At 67.3% G+C, this 17,412-nt stretch carries 14 protein-coding genes and 1 riboswitch; of the genes, 3 read left to right on the top strand and 11 right to left on the bottom strand.

Features of this window, described 5'->3' with window-relative positions:
* Window positions 1-13: 13 nt before the first annotated feature.
* The 6 genes from V7Q39_RS02275 to V7Q39_RS02250 all read right to left on the bottom strand — a co-directional run bounded on the left by V7Q39_RS02275 (window position 14) and on the right by V7Q39_RS02250 (window position 7,745).
* Window positions 14-631 carry a cell wall hydrolase gene (locus V7Q39_RS02275; protein ID WP_333814671.1) on the bottom strand — a complete coding sequence of 206 codons (618 nt, stop codon included), beginning with the start codon at window positions 629-631 and terminating at the stop codon, window positions 14-16.
* Window positions 632-817: 186 nt separating this feature from the next.
* Window positions 818-3,364, bottom strand: coding sequence for a putative PEP-binding protein (locus tag V7Q39_RS02270; protein WP_333814669.1), 2,547 nt, complete (start codon window positions 3,362-3,364; stop codon window positions 818-820).
* Between the two features lie 90 nt (window positions 3,365-3,454).
* Window positions 3,455-5,644 carry a glycine--tRNA ligase subunit beta gene (glyS, locus tag V7Q39_RS02265; RefSeq protein ID WP_333814667.1) on the bottom strand — a complete coding sequence of 730 codons (2,190 nt, stop codon included), beginning with the start codon at window positions 5,642-5,644 and terminating at the stop codon, window positions 3,455-3,457.
* A gap of 16 nt (window positions 5,645-5,660) precedes the next feature.
* On the bottom strand, window positions 5,661-6,326 hold the full coding sequence (locus tag V7Q39_RS02260; protein ID WP_333814665.1) for an FkbM family methyltransferase: 666 nt from the start codon (window positions 6,324-6,326) through the stop codon (window positions 5,661-5,663).
* 4 nt (window positions 6,327-6,330) lie between these two features.
* On the bottom strand, window positions 6,331-6,822 hold the full coding sequence (locus V7Q39_RS02255; protein ID WP_333814663.1) for a DUF6446 family protein: 492 nt from the start codon (window positions 6,820-6,822) through the stop codon (window positions 6,331-6,333).
* Window positions 6,819-7,745, bottom strand: a complete 927-nt coding sequence (locus V7Q39_RS02250) for a glycine--tRNA ligase subunit alpha (RefSeq protein WP_333814662.1) — start codon at window positions 7,743-7,745, stop codon at window positions 6,819-6,821. The genes V7Q39_RS02255 and V7Q39_RS02250 overlap by 4 nt, the downstream gene beginning before the upstream one ends.
* Before the next feature lie 162 nt (window positions 7,746-7,907).
* Here V7Q39_RS02250 and V7Q39_RS02245 point away from each other — a divergent pair, with 162 nt between their 5' ends.
* Window positions 7,908-9,659 (top strand): peptidoglycan-binding protein, encoded by a 1,752-nt coding sequence (locus V7Q39_RS02245; protein WP_333814661.1) that lies wholly within the window; start codon window positions 7,908-7,910, stop codon window positions 9,657-9,659.
* Here V7Q39_RS02245 and V7Q39_RS02240 read toward each other — a convergent pair whose 3' ends face one another.
* The 3 genes from V7Q39_RS02240 to metZ all read right to left on the bottom strand — a co-directional run bounded on the left by V7Q39_RS02240 (window position 9,660) and on the right by metZ (window position 13,650).
* Entirely contained in the window at window positions 9,660-11,168 is a 1,509-nt protein-coding gene (locus V7Q39_RS02240; protein ID WP_333814659.1) for a TrkH family potassium uptake protein, read from the bottom strand.
* A gap of 58 nt (window positions 11,169-11,226) precedes the next feature.
* The gene (folE2, locus tag V7Q39_RS02235; protein ID WP_333814658.1) at window positions 11,227-12,312 is read right to left on the bottom strand and encodes a GTP cyclohydrolase FolE2; all 1,086 of its coding nucleotides are present in this window, start codon (window positions 12,310-12,312) and stop codon (window positions 11,227-11,229) included.
* Window positions 12,313-12,465: 153 nt separating this feature from the next.
* Complete coding sequence (metZ, locus tag V7Q39_RS02230; RefSeq protein WP_333814657.1) at window positions 12,466-13,650, bottom strand: O-succinylhomoserine sulfhydrylase; 1,185 nt, start codon at window positions 13,648-13,650, stop codon at window positions 12,466-12,468.
* 49 nt (window positions 13,651-13,699) lie between these two features.
* A riboswitch (SAM riboswitch) is annotated at window positions 13,700-13,777 on the bottom strand.
* A 130-nt stretch (window positions 13,778-13,907) separates the two neighbouring features.
* Here metZ and V7Q39_RS02225 point away from each other — a divergent pair.
* Together V7Q39_RS02225 and V7Q39_RS02220 are read left to right on the top strand one after the other, a co-directional pair.
* Complete coding sequence (locus V7Q39_RS02225; protein WP_333814656.1) at window positions 13,908-14,837, top strand: hypothetical protein; 930 nt, start codon at window positions 13,908-13,910, stop codon at window positions 14,835-14,837.
* A 58-nt stretch (window positions 14,838-14,895) separates the two neighbouring features.
* Window positions 14,896-16,011 carry a tetratricopeptide repeat protein gene (locus V7Q39_RS02220; RefSeq protein ID WP_333814655.1) on the top strand — a complete coding sequence of 372 codons (1,116 nt, stop codon included), beginning with the start codon at window positions 14,896-14,898 and terminating at the stop codon, window positions 16,009-16,011.
* A 58-nt stretch (window positions 16,012-16,069) separates the two neighbouring features.
* On the opposite strand, the gene V7Q39_RS02215 is transcribed toward V7Q39_RS02220, so the two are convergent.
* Together V7Q39_RS02215 and V7Q39_RS02210 are read right to left on the bottom strand one after the other, a co-directional pair.
* On the bottom strand, window positions 16,070-16,702 hold the full coding sequence (locus tag V7Q39_RS02215) for a hypothetical protein (RefSeq protein ID WP_333814653.1): 633 nt from the start codon (window positions 16,700-16,702) through the stop codon (window positions 16,070-16,072).
* 98 nt (window positions 16,703-16,800) lie between these two features.
* Entirely contained in the window at window positions 16,801-17,409 is a 609-nt protein-coding gene (locus V7Q39_RS02210) for an inner membrane-spanning protein YciB (protein WP_333814651.1), read from the bottom strand.
* Window positions 17,410-17,412 lie beyond the last annotated feature (3 nt).

Below are 17,412 nucleotides of genomic sequence, written 5' to 3'. Positions count from 1 at the left end.
CTGATAGGCGACATCAACCCTTGGGCTGGCGGTAGAAGAGATGCGAGCCGATCGAGGCGGTCCGGGCGAAACGCTTCGACCAGCTGGGCCGGACGCCCCTTGTGTGGAAATGCGTCGCCCCGTCGGTCAGCAGGCGCGGCGCGCCGTCCAGCATGGCCCGTGCGATGCGACCGGCAAGATCGGCGGCGTCCTTCTCGCGCATCTTGGTGGTGCCCCGGCAGACGTAGGAAAACTGGCATCCGCCGCCGCCGCGCTGCTTGACCACGCCGCAGACCGTGCGGGGGTAAAGCGGGCTGTCGACGCGGTTCAGGATCACCTCCGCCACCGCGACCTGGCCCTCCAGGCTTTCGCCGCGCGCCTCGAAATACAACGCTTCGGTCAGGCATTCCCACTGCGCGTCGCCCGTAGGCTCCGGGCGCGACATCAGCCAGTCCTCGGTGATGCCGTCGGTCAGGGCGATGGCGGGCAAGGGGCCGTTCAGATCGGGCACGGGCAGGCGCTTCAACTCGGGCGCATAGCTGGCGGGGGTCGGAGTCAGGCCGAACATGCCGTTCGCCCAGCTGGTATCTGCCGCAGCGGTAGTGGCTGCCAGCGCCATCGCCAGCGCGAGGGTCGCAAGGTCGCGTTTCATTCTGCTCTTCCGTCTTTGGTTTCCCGGCGGAAGTCTCCCCGCCTTGGCAAGCAGCGGCGAGGTAGGGGAACCGGCGGCAGGGGTCTACCGCTGTTGCAGAATTGTCACGAAAATGAGGTGGGTTTCGGCGAAATCTCGCCGAAAAATCGGGAAAATCTCTTAAGATTTTGTTGCAACTAACTGTTTCTAAATATCTTTCTTCCTGTCGTTGAGCGCGAGGTGCGCAGCCGCCAGCCGCGCCATCGGCACCCGGTAGGGCGAGCAGGAGACATAGTCGAACCCAGCGCGGCGGCAGAAGTCGATGGATTCCGGGTTGCCGCCATGCTCGCCGCAGATCGACAGGGTCAGGTCAGCCCTTGTCTTGCGGCCCCGGTCGGCGCCGATGTGCAGAAGCTCGCCCACCCCGTCGACGTCGAGGATATGGAACGGATCCTCGGGGAAGACGCCCTGCCGGACATAGGTGTTCATGAAGCGCCCGGCATCGTCGCGTGACAGGCCATAGGTCATCTGCGTCAGGTCGTTGGTGCCAAAAGACAGGAAGGCCGCATGCTGGGCGATCTCTCCGGCCCGGAGCGCGGCGCGGGGGGTTTCCACCATGACGCCCAGCTTGTAGTCGAAGCCCGCCCCCGCCTTGGTGCGGACCATGGCGGCCACCGCGTCGATCCGGGTCTTGACCAGTTCGACCTCGCGGCGGGCGGAGACGAGCGGGATCATGATCTCCGGCACCACGGGGGCGCCACGGCGGGCGGATTCCAGCGTCGCCTCGAAGATCGCCTGGGCCTGCATGTCGTAGATTTCCGGAAGGACCACCCCCAGACGCACCCCGCGCATGCCCAGCATCGGGTTGACCTCGGTCAGGGCCTCGGCGCGGCGGGTGACTTCGGACAGCGGCCGGTCCAAAGCCTCGGCCAGACCCCGCAGCCCCTCGCGGTCCTGCGGCAGGAATTCGTGCAGGGGCGGATCGAACAGGCGGATGCAGACCGGCAGGCCCTGCATGATCTCGAAAAGCTGCACGAAATCCGCCCGCTGCATCGGCAGAAGGCGGGCCAGCGCCGCCGCGCGGTCGCCGGGGCTGTCGGCGAAGATCATCTCGCGCATGACGACCAGACGGTCCTCGTCGAAGAACATGTGCTCGGTGCGGCAGAGGCCGATGCCCTGCGCCTCGAACTTCCGCGCGGTTTCGGCATCGGCAGGGGTGTCGGCATTGGCCCGGATGCCGATGTCGCGCACCTCGTCGGCCCAGGCCAGGAGACGGCGGAAGCTGTCGTCCAGCGCGGGCGGCAGCATCTCGGCCGCGCCAGCCAGCGCCTCGCCCTTGGAGCCGTCCAGTGTCACCATGTCGCCCTCGCGGAAGACGCGGCCATCCGCGGTGGTCAGCTTGCCGTCCCGCGCATCGAGCCGCAGCTCGGACGCGCCCACGACGCAAGGCAGCCCCAGCCCGCGCGCGATCACCGCCGCATGGGAGGTCACGCCGCCGCGCTCGGTCAGCACCGCCGCCGCCGAATGCATTCCCCGGATGTCTTCGGGCGCGGTTTCCCGGCGGACAAGGATGCAGGCCTCGCCCCGCGCCGCCGCCGCCTGTGCCGCGGTGGAGGAGAAGACCAGGATTCCCGTCGCCGCGCCGGGTGAGGCGGCGATCCCCCGGGCGATCACGTCGCGCGGCCCGCGCGGGTCGACCTGGTGGTGCAGAAGCTCGGACAGCGCGCGCGGTTCCACGCGCAGCACCGCCTCGTCGCGCGGGATGACGCCGTCCTCGGCCAGCGCGACTGCGATCCGCAAGCCCGCACGGGCCGAGCGTTGCACCTTCACCGCGTCCAGCACCGCCAGCCGGCCATCCTCGATGGTGAACTCGACCTGCATCTCCTCGCGCAGGCGGCTGCGGCAGGTGGCGCCGAACTCCACCAGTTTCTCGAATATCTCGGGCGCCGCATCCTCCAGCGACGGGCCTCGCGGGTCGCGGGTCAGATACAAGGCCTCGGTCGTCTTCAGCGCATCGCGGCCCTGGGACTGACCCAGATAGCGCCCGGTGATCTGCGGCTGGCCCGTGACCGGATCGACGAACTGGATCACGCCGGACCCGCTGATCCCCTGCCCGATCCCCTGCGCCATCTCCTGCACGACAAGCCCCAGCGCCGCCTCTTCCGGGGCACCCTTGGCCTGGCGGAGGAGCCGGGCCGAGGTTCCTTCCCAGGCGCGCGCCATGGACCGGAGCACTTCCGACAACTGCCGCGCGGGGTCCTGCGGGAAGGGTTCGTCGGTCTCGACCTCGTATTCGCGCAAGGCCTCGCGCAGCGCGCCCGGCCCCGGCTTCAGCCCGTCGAACACGTCGGGGTCCAGCCGCGCGACATGGATCGCATAGGCCTGAACGAAGCGGAGGTAGAGCGCATCCGCCGCCGCCTCGCCATGCGTCTCGGCCAGCCTTGCATGGCGCTTGGCGTTGAGCCCGATGTTCAGGATCGTCGCCGGGCCGCCCCAATCGGGGTTTTCCGGCGAGGGGCGGACGGAAATCAGCGGCCCGTCGCCGAAATGGTCAAGGATGCCCGCCGCGTCCACCCCATGCCCCGCCGCGATGGCGCGGACCGTGGTGGCGGAAAGAGCCACGGATTTCGGCACCGGCAGGTCAAGCCGCACCAGCCGCTGCAGGCATTTCGCCCGCCAGCCATGGCTTGCCGTCGCGATCTGCGCCGAAGGCGTGATCTGGACGAATTCCGCGATGGGGTCGTGTTTCTGCACTGCAGCACCTGATGTTCCGCTGCAGAATACGCCGAAAGACCCGTCGCGCAAGCGCGACATTGGGCGTCGGTGATGAATCTTTGGGCGCTATCAGCCCTCGATGCGGGTCAGATCGGCAACGCCGGAACAGATGCTGCGGATGCGGTGCAGAAGGTTCAGCCGGTTCCGCCGCACGATCTGGTTGTCGGAGTTCACCTGCACGGCGGTAAAGAAGGCGTCGATCGGCGCGCGGAGCGCGGCCATCGCGGCCATGGCGCGGGGGAAATCCTCCGCCGCCATCGCCGGCCCGATCTCGGCCTCGGCGGTGTCGAGCGCCGCGAAAAGGGCGCGTTCCTCGTCGGTCTCGGCGAACTTCGGGTCGGCGCCGAAGGAATATTCGACGCCATCCTTCGCCTCGGCCTGCGCCAGGATATTGGCGGCCCGCTTGTAGCCCTGGATCAGGTTCGCCCCGTCCTCGGTCTTCATCACCCCCGCCAGCGCCTCGGCGCGCTTGACCAGCAGCGTGAGGTCGTCGTTGCCCGGCATGGCGAGACAGGCGTCGATGATGTCGTGCCGGATGCCCTGGTCCTTGAGGTAGACCTTGAGGCGGTCGTGGAAGAAGGAGAGGAGGTCGGCGGGAGCATTGAGCATGACCAGAAGCTCGCTACTTGGAGTCGAGTCATCCCTAGGCATTTCTGCACTCATCTTTGCCGCCATAGCGGAACGGAAGTTCTCGATAGCAGGCTTAGCCGGGTCTAAGTCTTGGATTCTCAAGTGACGAGACATGCCAACGAGCAGCAGTTTCCAAAGAGAAAAGCCGCTCCCATTCCCCAGCACCAGCCGGATCACCCCCAGCGCCGCCCGCCGCAAGGCAAACGGGTCCTTCGACCCCGTCGGCTTCTCATCACTCGCCCAGAACCCGGTCAGCGTGTCAATCTTGTCGGCGAGCGCCACGGCGACCGAGACCGGCTCGGTCGGCACCCCGTCGCTCTCGCCCTTCGGCCGCCAGTGGTCCCGCGCCGCATCCGCCACCGCCGGTTTTTCCCCCGCCTCCATCGCGTAATACCGGCCCATCACGCCCTGCAATTCGGGGAACTCGCCGACCATCGCCGACCGCAGGTCCAGCTTCGCCAGCCGCGCGGCGCGTTCGGCGTCCTCGGCATCGGCCCCGACCAGGGGCGCGATCTCGCGGGCCAGCGCCGCGATCCGGTCGATCCGCTCCGCCTGGCTCCCGAGCTTGTTGTGGAAGGTCACGGATTTCAGCCCCTCGGCCCAGTCGTCCATGCCCGCCTTTGCCACCCGCAGGTCGTTCTCCCAGAAGAACTTCGCGTCCGACAGCCGCGCCGCGAGCACCTTCTGGTTGCCCTTCAGGATCACCTCGCCACCATCCGCCGCCTCGATGTTGGCGACCGTCACGAAGCCCTCGATCCGCCCGCTCTTTGGGTTCTGCACTGAGAAGAACTTCTGATGCTCCTTCATCGAGGTCTGCAGCACCTCCGGCGGCAGGCCGAGGAACTGCTCCGCGATCCGGCCCATCAGCGGCACCGGCCATTCCACCAGCCCCGCGACCTCGGTGAGGAGACCTGCGTCGGGAACCACCTCCATCCCCGCCGCGAAGGCCAGGTTCTGCGCCCCCTGCCAGATCGCCGCCTCGCGTTCGGCGGTGTCCAGCATCACCTTGGCCCGCTTCAGCTTCACCGCATAATCGTCGAAGCCGGTGACGGTGAAGCGCCCGTTGCCCATGAACCGATGCCCCTCGGTCACGTTGCCCGCGACGATCCCGTCCACCGAAAGCGGCACCACATGCGCGCCGCCCTCATCCGACAACAGGCAAAGGATCGACTGCAAGGGCCGCACCCAGCGCAAGCTGCCCGACCCCCAGCGCATCGACTTCGGCCAGGGGAAGGCGCGGATCGTGGCTTCTAGCACCTCGGCCACGATCTCAGCCGCCGCACGGCCGGGCTTTTCGATCACCGCATAGAAGGTCTCGCCCTTCTTCTCCGCCCGCCGCTCCAGCTGGTCCAGCGTCAGGCCGGTAGACCGCAGGAACCCCTCCACCGCCTGCGCGGGGGCGCTGGTCGACGGCCCCTTGCGTTCCTCGCGCACCGCGCGGCTCTCGCTGGTCAGCCCCTCCACCGACAGCACCAGCCGCCGTGGGGTGGAAAACGCCCCGGCAGAGGCATAGGTCAGCCCGGCCTCGACCAGCCCGTCCGTCACCAGCTTCCGCAGGTCCTCGCGCGCGCGGGCCTGCATCCGGGCCGGGATTTCCTCGGAGAAGAGTTCGATCAGAAGGTCGGGCATCGTGGGCTTCCTGAAGTCAGATCCAGTCGAGGTTGACGCGGGTCGGCGGGTAGGCTTCGGCAATGGCAGATCGCAGCGCGGCAAAGCGGGGGCGCAGGTCCTTGAACTTGCGCTCATGCGTCTCGGCGACGGTCAGCTGGACATGGTCGAAAAGCCGCTGGTCCAGCAGGGCCGTCAGAAGGTCCAGCTCGGCGCCCTCGATGTCCATCTTGACGAAGGCCACGCGCCCGTGATCGGCGACAAGGCCGCGCAGAAAGGCGGGGAAGTCGACCAGCGCGACGTCGATCCCGGCGCCTTCGGCGATGTTGTGGCCGCCTGTGACGACCGTGCTCTTCACCGAGGCGAGGTCGGGGTTCGCCTCCCAGTTCGCCGCACGCATCAGGCGGATGCTGCCCGCGACCGGGCCGACCGCAGCGGCATGGACCTGCACGTTGGGCGCCTCGGCGAAGCGTTCGGTCAGCTTGGCCACGTTGTAGGGATCCGGCTCGAAGGCATGGACTGTGGCACCGCTTGCCGCCAGCAGCGCCGTCACATCGCCTCGGTTCGCCCCGCAATCCACCGCCACATCGCCCGGCTGCAGCATCGAGGCGACGCCCTGCAAAAGCCCCTCGGCCCGCGCATGGCGCAGGTCGCGCTGGTGGCGGCGCTTGAGCTTCTTGAGGGGATCCTCGGCCTCGGCCACGGGGTCAGTCCTTGAATTCGGCGTTCAGCTGCTGCCAGGCATAGGCGCGGCCATCGGCAAAGACCGCGACTACCCGGTCGACGCCCGGATGGATGTCGGGCTCGGAGAGGAAAGCCAGCGCCTCGCCGGTCTCCAGCGCCTTGCCGATAGCGGCGGCGTCGAAACAGTCGAAGCCCGAGGGCGCGACCAGCGGCTCGGCGCCGGGGTAGTCCTTGTAGGTCTCGGTCAGCGTTGCCAGCGTCAGCGGCGTGGTGAAACAGGCGCGGAACTTGATGGGCGAGCTGTCGGCATCAATGCCCTGAATCCCCTCGGCGATGATCGCCTCGGGCTGGCCGCCCACCAGCGGCACCAGCCGGATTTCCGCGCCGGGCCGGAAGGCGACCGGCGTGTAATAGGCGCGCTCGGCGGTATACCACAGGAAGCCGCCGGCGATGGCCGCAACGATCACGATGGCCCCCACGATGGCTTTCCCTGCGTTGATCGGGCCCGCATTCACGCGTCCATCCCCGCCTCGGTCAGCCGGAAGGCATCGGCGCATTTCTTCGCCAAGGCCCGGACGCGGCCGATATAGGCCTGGCGTTCGGTGACGGAAATCACCCCCCGCGCGTCGAGGAGGTTGAAGAGATGGCTGGCCTTGATCGTCTGGTCATAGGCCGGATGCGCCATGATGATCCGCTTGCCGGACTTCGGGTCCTGCGGCTCGAAGGCGAGGAGACGCTCGCATTCGGCCTCGGCGTCCTGGAAATGTCGGAACAGCATTTCCGTGGTCGCCCCGTCGAAGTTGTGGCGGGAGTATTCCTCTTCCGTCTGGCGGAAGATGTCGCCATAGGTCAGCGGGATCGGGCTCTGCGGGTCGTTGAAGGCCATGTCCATCACATGGTCCACACCCATCACATACATCGCCAGCCGTTCCAGCCCATAGGTCAGCTCGCCCGAGACCGGCTTGCAGTCATGCCCGCCGACCTGCTGGAAATAGGTGAACTGGCTGACCTCCATCCCGTCGCACCAGACCTCCCACCCCAGGCCCCAGGCGCCGAGGGTGGGGCTTTCCCAGTCATCCTCGACGAAGCGGATGTCGTGCAGGCCAAGGTCGATGCCGATGGCGGCGAGCGAGCCGAGGTAGAGGTCCTGAAGGTTCGCCGGCGAGGGTTTGATGATCACCTGGTACTGGTAATAGTGCTGCAGCCGGTTCGGGTTCTCGCCATAGCGCCCGTCGGTCGGGCGGCGCGAGGGCTGGACATAGGCCGCGGCCCAAGGCTTCGACCCCAAGGACCGCAGCGTGGTGGCCGGGTGGAAGGTGCCCGCGCCCACTTCCATGTCATAGGGCTGCAGAACTGCGCAGCCCTGCGCCGCCCAGTAGTTCTGCAGCCGCAGGATGATTTCCTGAAAGCTTTTCGGCGTGGGGCTGGCGTCGGACATCGGTGGCCTCTGGCGGCGGCGGAACTCGCGCCTTCCCTATTCCCTGGGGGCCAGAGGGTCAATTCCGGAAAGAACCGGCGGAAACGTGACCGGTTTCGCCTTGCCGCCGCGCACGCACAGACTAATGTCGCGCGAACCGCTTCCGCCTTTCAGGACCTCTTCATGTTCAGACCCGTTGCCCTGCTTGCCCTGCTTCTCTCCGGCCTTTTCCTTTTGAACCCGCAGGCAGGCGCGGCCCAGGATGGCACCGCATGGGTGCAGGTCGAGGCGCTTCCCGATCTCGCCAGCGCACAGGACAGGGCGCAGGCCTATGCCTCGCTCTTCCCCGAAACCGCCGGGTTCCGGCTGCGGTCCGGCTGGTTCGGCATCGCCCTCGGCCCCTACCCCGCCGACGAGGCGGCGGTCCGCCTCAATGCCCTGAAGCGTGAGGGCCAGATTCCAGCGGACAGTTTCATCGCCTATTCCCGCGACTATGGTGACCAGTTCTGGCCCGAAGGCGGTGCCGCCGTCGCCCCCGAGGCGCCCGAGGCCGTGGCCACCGTCGAACCGGACCCCGTCATCGAACCCGAACCCACCGAAGCCCCGGACGAGACCAAAGCCGAGGCGCGCGACAGCGAGGCGATCCTGCTGCCCGAGGACCGCAAGGACCTGCAGACCGCGCTGCAATGGTTCGGCTTCTACACCGGCGGCATCGACGGCGCGTTCGGCCCCGGCACCCGCAACTCCATGGCGGCCTGGCAGGAAGCGCAGGCGCTGGAGCCGACCGGCATCCTGACCACCCGCCAGCGCCGCGCGCTGCTCGACGCCTGGAAGGGCGAGCGCGCCGCCTTCGGCTTCTCCGAGGTGGAAGAGCGCGAATCCGGCATCAGCGTCACCCTGCCGCTGGGCCTGGTCGAGTTCGACCATTACGAACCGCCCTTCGTCCACTACCGCGCCAAGACGCCAGACGCGCCCCGCATCCTGCTGATCTCGCAGCCCGGCGACCAGGCCGCGCTTTACGGGCTTTACGATGTGCTGCAGACACTGGAATCCGTGCCGCTGGAAGGCGCGCGCGACCGCGGCGACCGCAGCTTCCGCATCCGCGGCACCAGCGCCACCGCCGACACCACTGTCTTCGCCGCGCTGAAAGGCGACCGGATCAAGGGCTGGATGCTGATCTCCACCCCCGGAAACGAGGCGCGGGACGCCCGCATCCTGCAGGTGCTTGAGCAAAGCTTCAAGCCGGACGGGGACAGCGTGCTCGACCCCGGCATGGTCGCCATGGATGCAGGCACCAAGGCGGGGCTCCTCTCCGGCCTCGAAGTCAGGAAGCCGAAGTTCAGCCGCACCGGCTTTTTCGTCTCGCCCCAGGGCGCGGTGCTGACCACGGTCGAGGCGGTCGCGTCCTGTGGCCGCATCACCATCGACCGCGCGACCGATGCCAGCGTCAGCCTTTCCGACGCCGCCTCGGGCCTCGCGCTTCTTACCCCGAAATCCCCGCTTTCCCCACGTGCCGTGGCCGGTTTCGCCACCAGCCCCGCGCGGCCCGGCAGCGAAGTGACCGTGCCCGGCTATTCCTACGAAGACCGCCTGCCCGCGCCCACCCTGACCTTCGGCACGCTTGACGAGCTTGCCGGGCTGAACGGCGAGGCGGGGCTGAACCGGCTTTCCCTGCAATCCCTGCCCGGCGATGCCGGTGGCGCGGTGCTGGACACGTCGGGCTCGGTTCTGGGGATGCTGCTGCCGGCTGCGTCCGAAGGTGGCAAACAACTGCCCGCAGGCGTGGTCTTCGCGCTTCCGGCGGCCGAGATCGCCCGCCTTCTCACCCCCACCGGCGTCGCCCCGTTGCCCGCGACCAATACCAGCGCGCTCTCGCCCGCGGCGCTGGCCGACACCGCGATGGGAATGACCGCGCTGGTCTCCTGCTGGGAGTAATCAGGGATAAGCCCAAGAATTTTCTAGAAAATTCTTGGGCTTGCCGTGCCTGCCAAAGCCCCTATCGCCGCCAGAAGCTGGGCAGCACCAGCACCAGGATCGTGAGCAGGCCAAGGCGGCCAGCAACATGCAGAGCGACATGATCGCGATGGCGCCGGGCGGGAAGTCGACGAAGGTGCCGGTCCGCTCGACCAGCGGGCCGAAGCCGTAGCCGACATTGGCCAGCGCGGTCCAGACCGCGAAAAGCGCCGACATGGAATCGACGCCCAGAAGCGTCATCGCCACGCTCATCACCCCCAGGATCAGGATGTAGCCCGAGACGAAGAGGATCAGCGCGTTCAACACATCCTCGCCCACCGTCCGTCCGTCATAGCGGATCGGTTCGACGCTTGACGGGTTGCCGATCCGCCGCACCTCGCGCCGCACCACCGCCAGCACGAGCTGCACCCGGAACACCGTCAGCCCCGCCCCGGATGACCCCGAGCAGCCGCCGACGATCCCGATCACGAAGGCCACCACCAGCATGAAGCCGCCCCAGGTCGGGAAGGATCCGGTAAAGAACCCGCTCGACGACATGATCGAGGTCAGGTTGAACAGCGCCTCGCGGAAGACCGGCTCTACCGGGTCGCCGGTGGTCCAGACCCGCCAGGCGGTGACGGACAGGACCGCATAGGCCAGCCAGCGGACATAGGCGCGCGCCTGGCTGTCGCGCCACAAAGCCTGGGGCGCCCCGCTCATCATCTGCGCGTAGCGGATATAGGGCAGGCTGCCCAGGATCATGAACAGCGCGCCGAAATACTCGCCCGACCCCGCATACTTGTTGAACGAGTCATCCGAGGGCGAAAACCCTCCGGTGGCGATGGTGGAAAACCCGTTCACCACCGCATCCAGCGTCTCCATGCCGATGGCGGCATAGACCGCGATGCACAGGACCGTCAGGCCGACATAGACGCCGAGAAGCTGCATCGCGATATCGGCGGCGCGCGGCAGGGCCTTGCCGAAGGTGTCGAAACCCTCGGTGCGGAAGAACTGCATCCCCCCCACCCGCATCAGCGGCAGGAAGATCATCGCGATGAAGGCGATGCCAAGGCCCCCCAGCCAGTTGAGCATCCCCCGCCACAGGTTCATCCCCGCAGGCAGGTCGTCCAGCCCGTAGATGACGGTGGAGCCAGTGGTGGTGATCCCCGAGACCGCCTCGAAATAGGCGTTGTTGAGCGTGAGCCCCGGCTCGCCGATCCAGAACGGCAGGGCGGCGAAGAAGGGCACCAGGAACCAGATGCCCGCGGTCAGCAGATAGGCCTGCCGCGTATCCAGCGGCTTTCCCAGCGCATTGCCGGTCGACAGCGTCAGCCCGCCGCCGACCACACCGGTCAGCGCCGCCGAGGCGAAAAAGTCATAGCCGTTCTCCAGCCCCGCGCGCCAGTCGATGATGGCCGGGGCCAGCATCAGGATCGCCAGCACGATCAGGATGCGGCCGATGACATAGGCGACGGGGCGGAAGTCAACCATGGTCGGGCATGGCTACGCGGCCCCGCGTCCGCCGTCAATCCGGGCCGTCAGCGCCCCGTCACCGGCCGTGGATCAGCGTCTGGAAGAGATGCGGGTCGAGGCTCGTCCCGGCAAAGGTCTCGCCCTCGGTCAGAAGGCTGATCGCATCATGGCTGTGCAGGCTTTCCTGATGGCTTGCGACCACCCGGAAATCGCCGATCCGCGCGTCGGACCGCAAAGCCTCGCAGAAGAGCCGCGCCGCATCCTCGACGAAGATCGGGTTCGCGGCGTTCAGTTCCGCAAAGGCCTGCTCGTCCTCGCGCTTCACCATGACCTGCGTCTCGGTGACGACCGCGCCACGGGCCAGTTCGATCAGGTCCTCGAAGGCCATCTCGCCCGCCAGCACCACCGACAGCCGCGCGACCGAGCGCTGCGAATGCGGCGTCGCCAGTTGCCCCCGCGTGGCGCGGGCATGCTCCGACAGTTCCAGGCTGCAGGGGCAGGTCGAGGAATAGACGTAATCCAGATGCACGATCCGCGTGCGGACCCCGGCCTGTTCCACCAGTTCCAGCGCGATATCGTAGTACTGCCAGCCTGCCAGGCCCGAGCGCAGCGATTGAAGCTGCATCGGGAACGACAGCCGCATCTGGATGCGCGCGTCGAAGGAACCGAGGTCGGCCTTGTAATCGTCCAGCGCCGCCTCGATCACCCCGAAGGAGAATTCCTTCTCGGCATGGGCATAGAAGGACCGCATGATGCGGCTCATGTTGATGCCCTTCTTCTCGGCCTCCAGGCTGACCGTGCCGGTCACGCTGGTTTCCAAGACCAGCGCCGCACCCTCGCGGGTGGCATAGCGGATCGGCAGGCGGAAGTTGGAAATCCCGACATGCTGGATGCGCGACTTCGCGCCCCGGATCAGGCTGGACGGCCCGTTCTGAAGGTCGGGCATCGACGCGCGATAGGCCTCATCGGCGCGGAACGTATTGGGGTAGACGCGCGAAAGCGCTGGATAGCCCTGCCCCGGCACCAGCCAGCCCACCGCCGAATCCAGCCGCGAGATGTCCTCGTCCGAGGATTTGCCCGCCCATTGCCGCAGCACGGCCAGCGCCGCCTCTGCCTCTTCCCGCGTGGGAAGCCGGTCGATCTCGGGGGTATGGATGTTCATCGGGCTGGTCCTTTCGGTTCAGGCGGGCCATGGCCGCGCCGTCAATTTCCGGAATCTTCTACGTGAGGGGCCCGCCGCCGGATCACCCTGGTCCGGGGCAGGTCTCCATCACATAGGCATTCCGCCGCCCAAAGCAAGCGGCGATTGCGACGGTCACGCGACCGAAAGCGCCCGCGTCAGGTCGGCGATCAGGTCGTCCGCATCCTCCAGCCCCAGCGACAGCCGGATCAGGCCGGGGGTGATTCCCAGGATGTCCTTCTGATCCTGCGGCAGCCGCTGATGGGTCGTCGTCGCCGGATGGGTGGCGATGGTCTTGGCGTCGCCGAGGTTGTTCGAGATTTTCACGATCTCCAGCGCATTCATGAAACGGAAAGCCGCCTCCTTGCCGCCCGCCACCTCGAACGTGACCAGAGTGCCGCCCGACCCCATCTGCGCCATGGCCAGCGCGTGCTGCGGGTGGCTGGCGAGCCCCGGATAGATCACTTTCGACACGTTGGGGGTTCCGGACAGGGCTTTCGCCACTGTCAGCGCCGCATCCGCCATGGCCCGGCAGCGCAGGTCCAGCGTCGCCATGCCGTTCAGGTGCATCCAGGCGGTGAACGGGCTCATGCTGCCGCCGGTGTGCTTCATATAGGGTTCTAGCACCTTGCGCACGAATTCCTTCGTGCCGCAGACCACGCCCCCCAGCGCCCTGCCCTGGCCGTCGACATGCTTGGTGGTCGAATAGACCACCACATCCGCCCCTTGCTCCACCGCGCGGCTGAAGATCGGGGTGGCGAAAACGTTGTCGCAGATCACCAGCGCCCCCGCCGCATGGGCGATCTCGCTGACGCCGCGGATGTCCACCAGCTCCAGTGTCGGGTTCGACATGGATTCGAAGAACACCGCCTTTGTCCCCGGTGTGACGGCCTTGCGCCACTGGTCGAGGTCCGCGCCATCCACGAACGTCACCTTCACGCCGAAGCGCTGCAGCACCTCCTCCAGCACATAAAGACAGGACCCGAACAGCGCGCGGGAGGACACCACGTGGTCCCCCACCCTGAGGCACGACATCAGCGCGCCCGAGACCGCCGCCATCCCGCTGGCGGTGGCAAAAGCGTCCTCCGTCCCCTCCAGCGCGGCGATGCGCTCCTCGAACATCCGCGTCGTCGGGTTGCCGTAGCGGGCATAGATGAACTCGTCCTCGCCCGCCTTGACGAAACGCGCTTCCGCCGCCTCGGCGGTCGGATAGACGAAGCCCTGCGTCAGGAAGATCGCCTCGGCCATCTCGCCATACTGGCTGCGGCGGGTGCCTTCGTGCACCAGTTGCGTGCGGGTCTTCCAGTCCTTCGACGACATCGCGGGCCTCCCGGCCAATAAAAAACCCCGGCCCAAATCAGAGGTGCCGGGGCTGATGCCCTTCACCTCTTTAGCGGCTTGTTTAACGTGGCCCGCAATCCGGTAACAAATCGCCACGAAGGCCTGAATACGCCCGGTGCGGGGGACGGTCAACCCGCCATCGGCCCGCCTGTCACGCATCCGTCACCCGCCTGTCACGGCAGCGTTGCCGCGCCGCAGCATCCTCGCGGCAACAGGCAGCAGACCCCGAGCCGGCCATGACCGACGACCCCCGCCCGATCCGAGCCGATGTCGGCCCCGACGGCCTGCGGTTCGACCGCGACCGGCTGGCAAGGAAGCTCGATCTCCTTCCTCCCGACGCGCCCGTCGTGGTGATGATCCACGGCTGGCGCTACGCCCCGGGCTTCGCCCGCGATTGCCCGCACGGCTCGATCCTCTCGCTGGACCCGGCACCGCAAGACCGCCGTGCCGTCAGCTGGCCGCGTCACCTGGGACTCGACGGCAGGACCGGCCTTGGCATCGCCCTGGGCTGGAATGCGAAATGCGACCCGTGGCGCGCGCACCGTCGCGCCCTCGCCTGCGGTCCCGCCCTGGCCGAGATCGCCGAGACCGTCCACCGGCAAAGCGGCCGTCCCTGCCAGGTCTTCGCGCATTCCATGGGCGTGCGCGTCGCCCTGGCCGCCCTCCCGTACCTTCCCGCCGGGCGGATCAGCCGGATGATCCTGCTCGCGGCCGCCGAGACCCGGGGCCGGGCGCTGGCGGCGCTCGACACGCCCGCGGGCCGGACCGCCGAGTTCGTCAACGTCACCACGCGCGAGAACGATCTCTTCGACGCCGGTTTCGAATGGGGCATCCATCTGGGCCTGCGCACCTCGATCGGCCAGGGCCTGGGGCGGACCCGGGCCAACTGGCACGATCTGTGGATCGACCAGCCGCAAAGCCTGCGGTCGCTTGCCGCGCTCGGCCATCCGCTGCCCGACCTGCCACGCCGGATCTGCCATTGGTCGCCCTATCTGCGCCCCGGCACCATCGCGCTCTACCGGGCGCTCATTGACGGGCGGCTTTCGGCCCTGAACCTGCCGCGCCCCACGCCGTCGCGGCGCTGGTCCCGGCTGATCCTCGGCACCTGGGGCTTTCCTGTCGCACCCGGCCTGCCGCCCGATCTCGGCCCCATGGGCCGCACTTGATTTTTCCGGTCAGGTCATCGACGCTTCCCGCGATTGCCCGACCTTGCCGCAGGCCCCCATGCGCCCCTTTCTCTTCGTCCTAGCCGCCCTGATTCCCGCCGCCGCAGAGGCCCAGACCTGCGATGACCGCGGTCAGGATTATGCGGCCCGGATCGCGCTTTGTAATCAGGCCTTCGAGGCCGCCGAAACATCCGAGGCCGCCGCCCAGGCCCTGTCGCTCAAGGGCGAGGCGCAGCGGATGCTGGGCCAGTTCGACGAGGCCGCGGCCACCCTGCAACAGGCGCTTGGCTACACCCCGGAAAACGCCTGGGTCTGGGTCGAGCTCGGCAATGTCCGCTACGACCAGGGCGACAATGCCGGGGCTCTGGCGCATTACTCCGCCGCGCTGGCGGTCGACGACTACGTCGACGCCTGGGCCAACCGGGCCGAAAGCTGGTGGCAGTTCAACGCCGGCCAGCGCTGCTCCGACGACGCTGACAATGCGCTGCGCATCGACCCGCAATATGCCTATGCCAACGAGATCAAGGGCCGCTGCCTGATCGACCTTGGCCGGGCGGAAGAGGCGCTGTCCTATTTCGACACCGCGATCTCGCTGATCCCCGGCTACCAGAACGCCTATCGCAACAAGCTGGCCGCGCTGGCCGCCCTTGGGCGCTACCAAGACCTGGTCGCCGTCGCCGACGAGGCGCTCAAACCCGGCACCATCCCCGATTCCAACCCTGCGATCGAGGAGGATATCCTCGCCCGCCGTCTTCTGGCACTTGGCGAATATGCGCCCCCCGCGACGGTGGCCGCCGAGGCCGAGGCGCTTCTCAAGCGCTATCCGCAGAACCTCGCCGCGGTCAACATGCAGGGCGCGGCCCTTCTGGCCGATGGCAAGCCGGAAGAGGCCGACCGCGTGACCCAGATCCTGCGCCAGAATCCGAACGGCGCGCGGATGGACGCCACCTACCACGACACCCTCGCGCGGATCGACGCCGCCCTGGGCCGGATGGAGGACGCCTACACCAACTTCGAGACCGCCCTGAACCTCGACCCCGCGCTGTCGAAGACCTATGCCCGCAAGCTGTCGGAGCTGGGCTTCCTGCCCCTGTCGAACGCCCCCTCCGGGGTGCTGACCGCGCTCCGGCGCTGCATCGACGTGAAGAAGGCCGCCTGCGTCATCACGAAATGACAAGGGCGCCCTTGCGGGCGCCCGGAACGGTCAGGTTCACAGCCTCAGGCCGGGTTCGTCAGGCTTCGTGGCCAGCATCCAGGTTGATCACCGTCAGCACCATGGCGCGCAGCACCGTGTGGCCGATGATCGGCAGCACCGCCCAGAACAGCAGCCAGTGCGAAGGCTCCATCACGCGGATCATGGTTTCGTTCAGGAGGAGGAAGCCCGCGTTGTAGACCACCATCATCTTGGTCAGGTTCGGCAGGTGCTCGGCCATCTCGGCATCCGGCCAGAAGCTTGCGGCGGTCGAGACGCGTTTGTTCAGCACATCCTGCAGGAAGACGCCCGCGATCACCACATAGAACGCGCTCTGCATCCGCTGGCACCACAGCGGATCGTCGACCAGCGCCACGACCAAGAGCGGTATGCCCGCGAAGAGCAGGGCAAAGACCACCGCCTGCGCCACCGAATAGCGGGTCAGCATCCGCCGCACCATGCCCTCGAAGCCCATCCCGACCCGCACCGCCAGCGCCAGCAGGAAAGCCGTCGCGAAAGCCTGGCCGTGCTGATCGGGGCCCAGAAGCACCGACAGCACCGGATAACCGATCAGAAGCACCGCGCCCGGCAGGTATAGCGCCCGCGACAGCGGCGGCAGATCCTGGAACAGGCTGAGGAAGAGGCGGAGAAGATCGGATGGGCTGCGGTACATCGGTGAACCCCCTTGAAGCTCACCCTGAGGTTTAGCCACGCATCAAGGCAGAGCTGGGGCAGAACCCGGACCGGGAGGGGGCATTCCTGTGCAGCCTGTCAGGATTCGTCCTTCGGCTCTTCCAGGAAGTAGCGTTGCAGCGCCATGAAGTTGGCCATCAGGAACAGAAACAATGCCCCAGGCATCGCGAAGGTTTCAAGCTTGACCCAAAGCTCGGTCGACTGGGTGCGCCAGATCACCTCGTTCGCCACCGCCAGCGCGGCGAACATCAGCATCAAGCGCCGGGTCAGGATCATCCAACCCTCTGCTTTCATGGGCAAAGCATCGGCCATCACCCATTGCAGAAGGCTGCGCCCTCGCAAAAGCCCCGCCCCCAGGATCACCGCGAAAGTGCCGTAGACGATGGTGGTCTTCATCTTGAAGAACCGCTCGTCGTTAAACCAGGCGGTCAGACCGCCGAAGAAGATCACGATGACCGCGATGAAGATCTGCATCCGGCTGATCGTTCCTGTCAACAACCACAGGATGAGCGTTGCAACCAGAAGCAACGGAACCAGGATCAGTGCCGCCACAATGAAGCCAGAATACTCGGTCGCCCCCAGGGTGAAGGACTCGTCCTTGATCCGCATGTAGATCAGGAAGAAGACCAGGGTCGGCCCCAGCTCCAGCACCTGCTTGAGAATCGGGTTGATCTTCCGCCCCGCCATCGC

Origin of the sequence: Tabrizicola sp. (assembly GCF_036781545.1) — a bacterium.
GTDB lineage: Bacteria > Pseudomonadota > Alphaproteobacteria > Rhodobacterales > Rhodobacteraceae > Tabrizicola.
This window is presented reverse-complemented; position numbering and strand designations above follow the sequence as displayed.

What these genes read in the sequence shown, in the direction of transcription:
- V7Q39_RS02245 (WP_333814661.1), top strand. Translation starts at nt 7,908, where the DNA reads ATGTTCAGACCCGTTGCCCTGCTTGCCCTGCTTCTCTCCGGCCTTTTC.
- V7Q39_RS02275 (WP_333814671.1), bottom strand. Translation starts at nt 631, where the DNA reads ATGAAACGCGACCTTGCGACCCTCGCGCTGGCGATGGCGCTGGCAGCC.
- V7Q39_RS02225 (WP_333814656.1), top strand. Translation starts at nt 13,908, where the DNA reads ATGACCGACGACCCCCGCCCGATCCGAGCCGATGTCGGCCCCGACGGC.
- folE2 (WP_333814658.1), bottom strand. Translation starts at nt 12,312, where the DNA reads ATGAACATCCATACCCCCGAGATCGACCGGCTTCCCACGCGGGAAGAG.
- V7Q39_RS02240 (WP_333814659.1), bottom strand. Translation starts at nt 11,168, where the DNA reads ATGGTTGACTTCCGCCCCGTCGCCTATGTCATCGGCCGCATCCTGATC.
- V7Q39_RS02220 (WP_333814655.1), top strand. Translation starts at nt 14,896, where the DNA reads ATGCGCCCCTTTCTCTTCGTCCTAGCCGCCCTGATTCCCGCCGCCGCA.
- glyS (WP_333814667.1), bottom strand. Translation starts at nt 5,644, where the DNA reads ATGCCCGACCTTCTGATCGAACTCTTCTCCGAGGAAATCCCGGCCCGG.
- metZ (WP_333814657.1), bottom strand. Translation starts at nt 13,650, where the DNA reads ATGTCGTCGAAGGACTGGAAGACCCGCACGCAACTGGTGCACGAAGGC.
- V7Q39_RS02250 (WP_333814662.1), bottom strand. Translation starts at nt 7,745, where the DNA reads ATGTCCGACGCCAGCCCCACGCCGAAAAGCTTTCAGGAAATCATCCTG.
- V7Q39_RS02215 (WP_333814653.1), bottom strand. Translation starts at nt 16,702, where the DNA reads ATGTACCGCAGCCCATCCGATCTTCTCCGCCTCTTCCTCAGCCTGTTC.
- V7Q39_RS02210 (WP_333814651.1), bottom strand. Translation starts at nt 17,409, where the DNA reads ATGGCGGGGCGGAAGATCAACCCGATTCTCAAGCAGGTGCTGGAGCTG.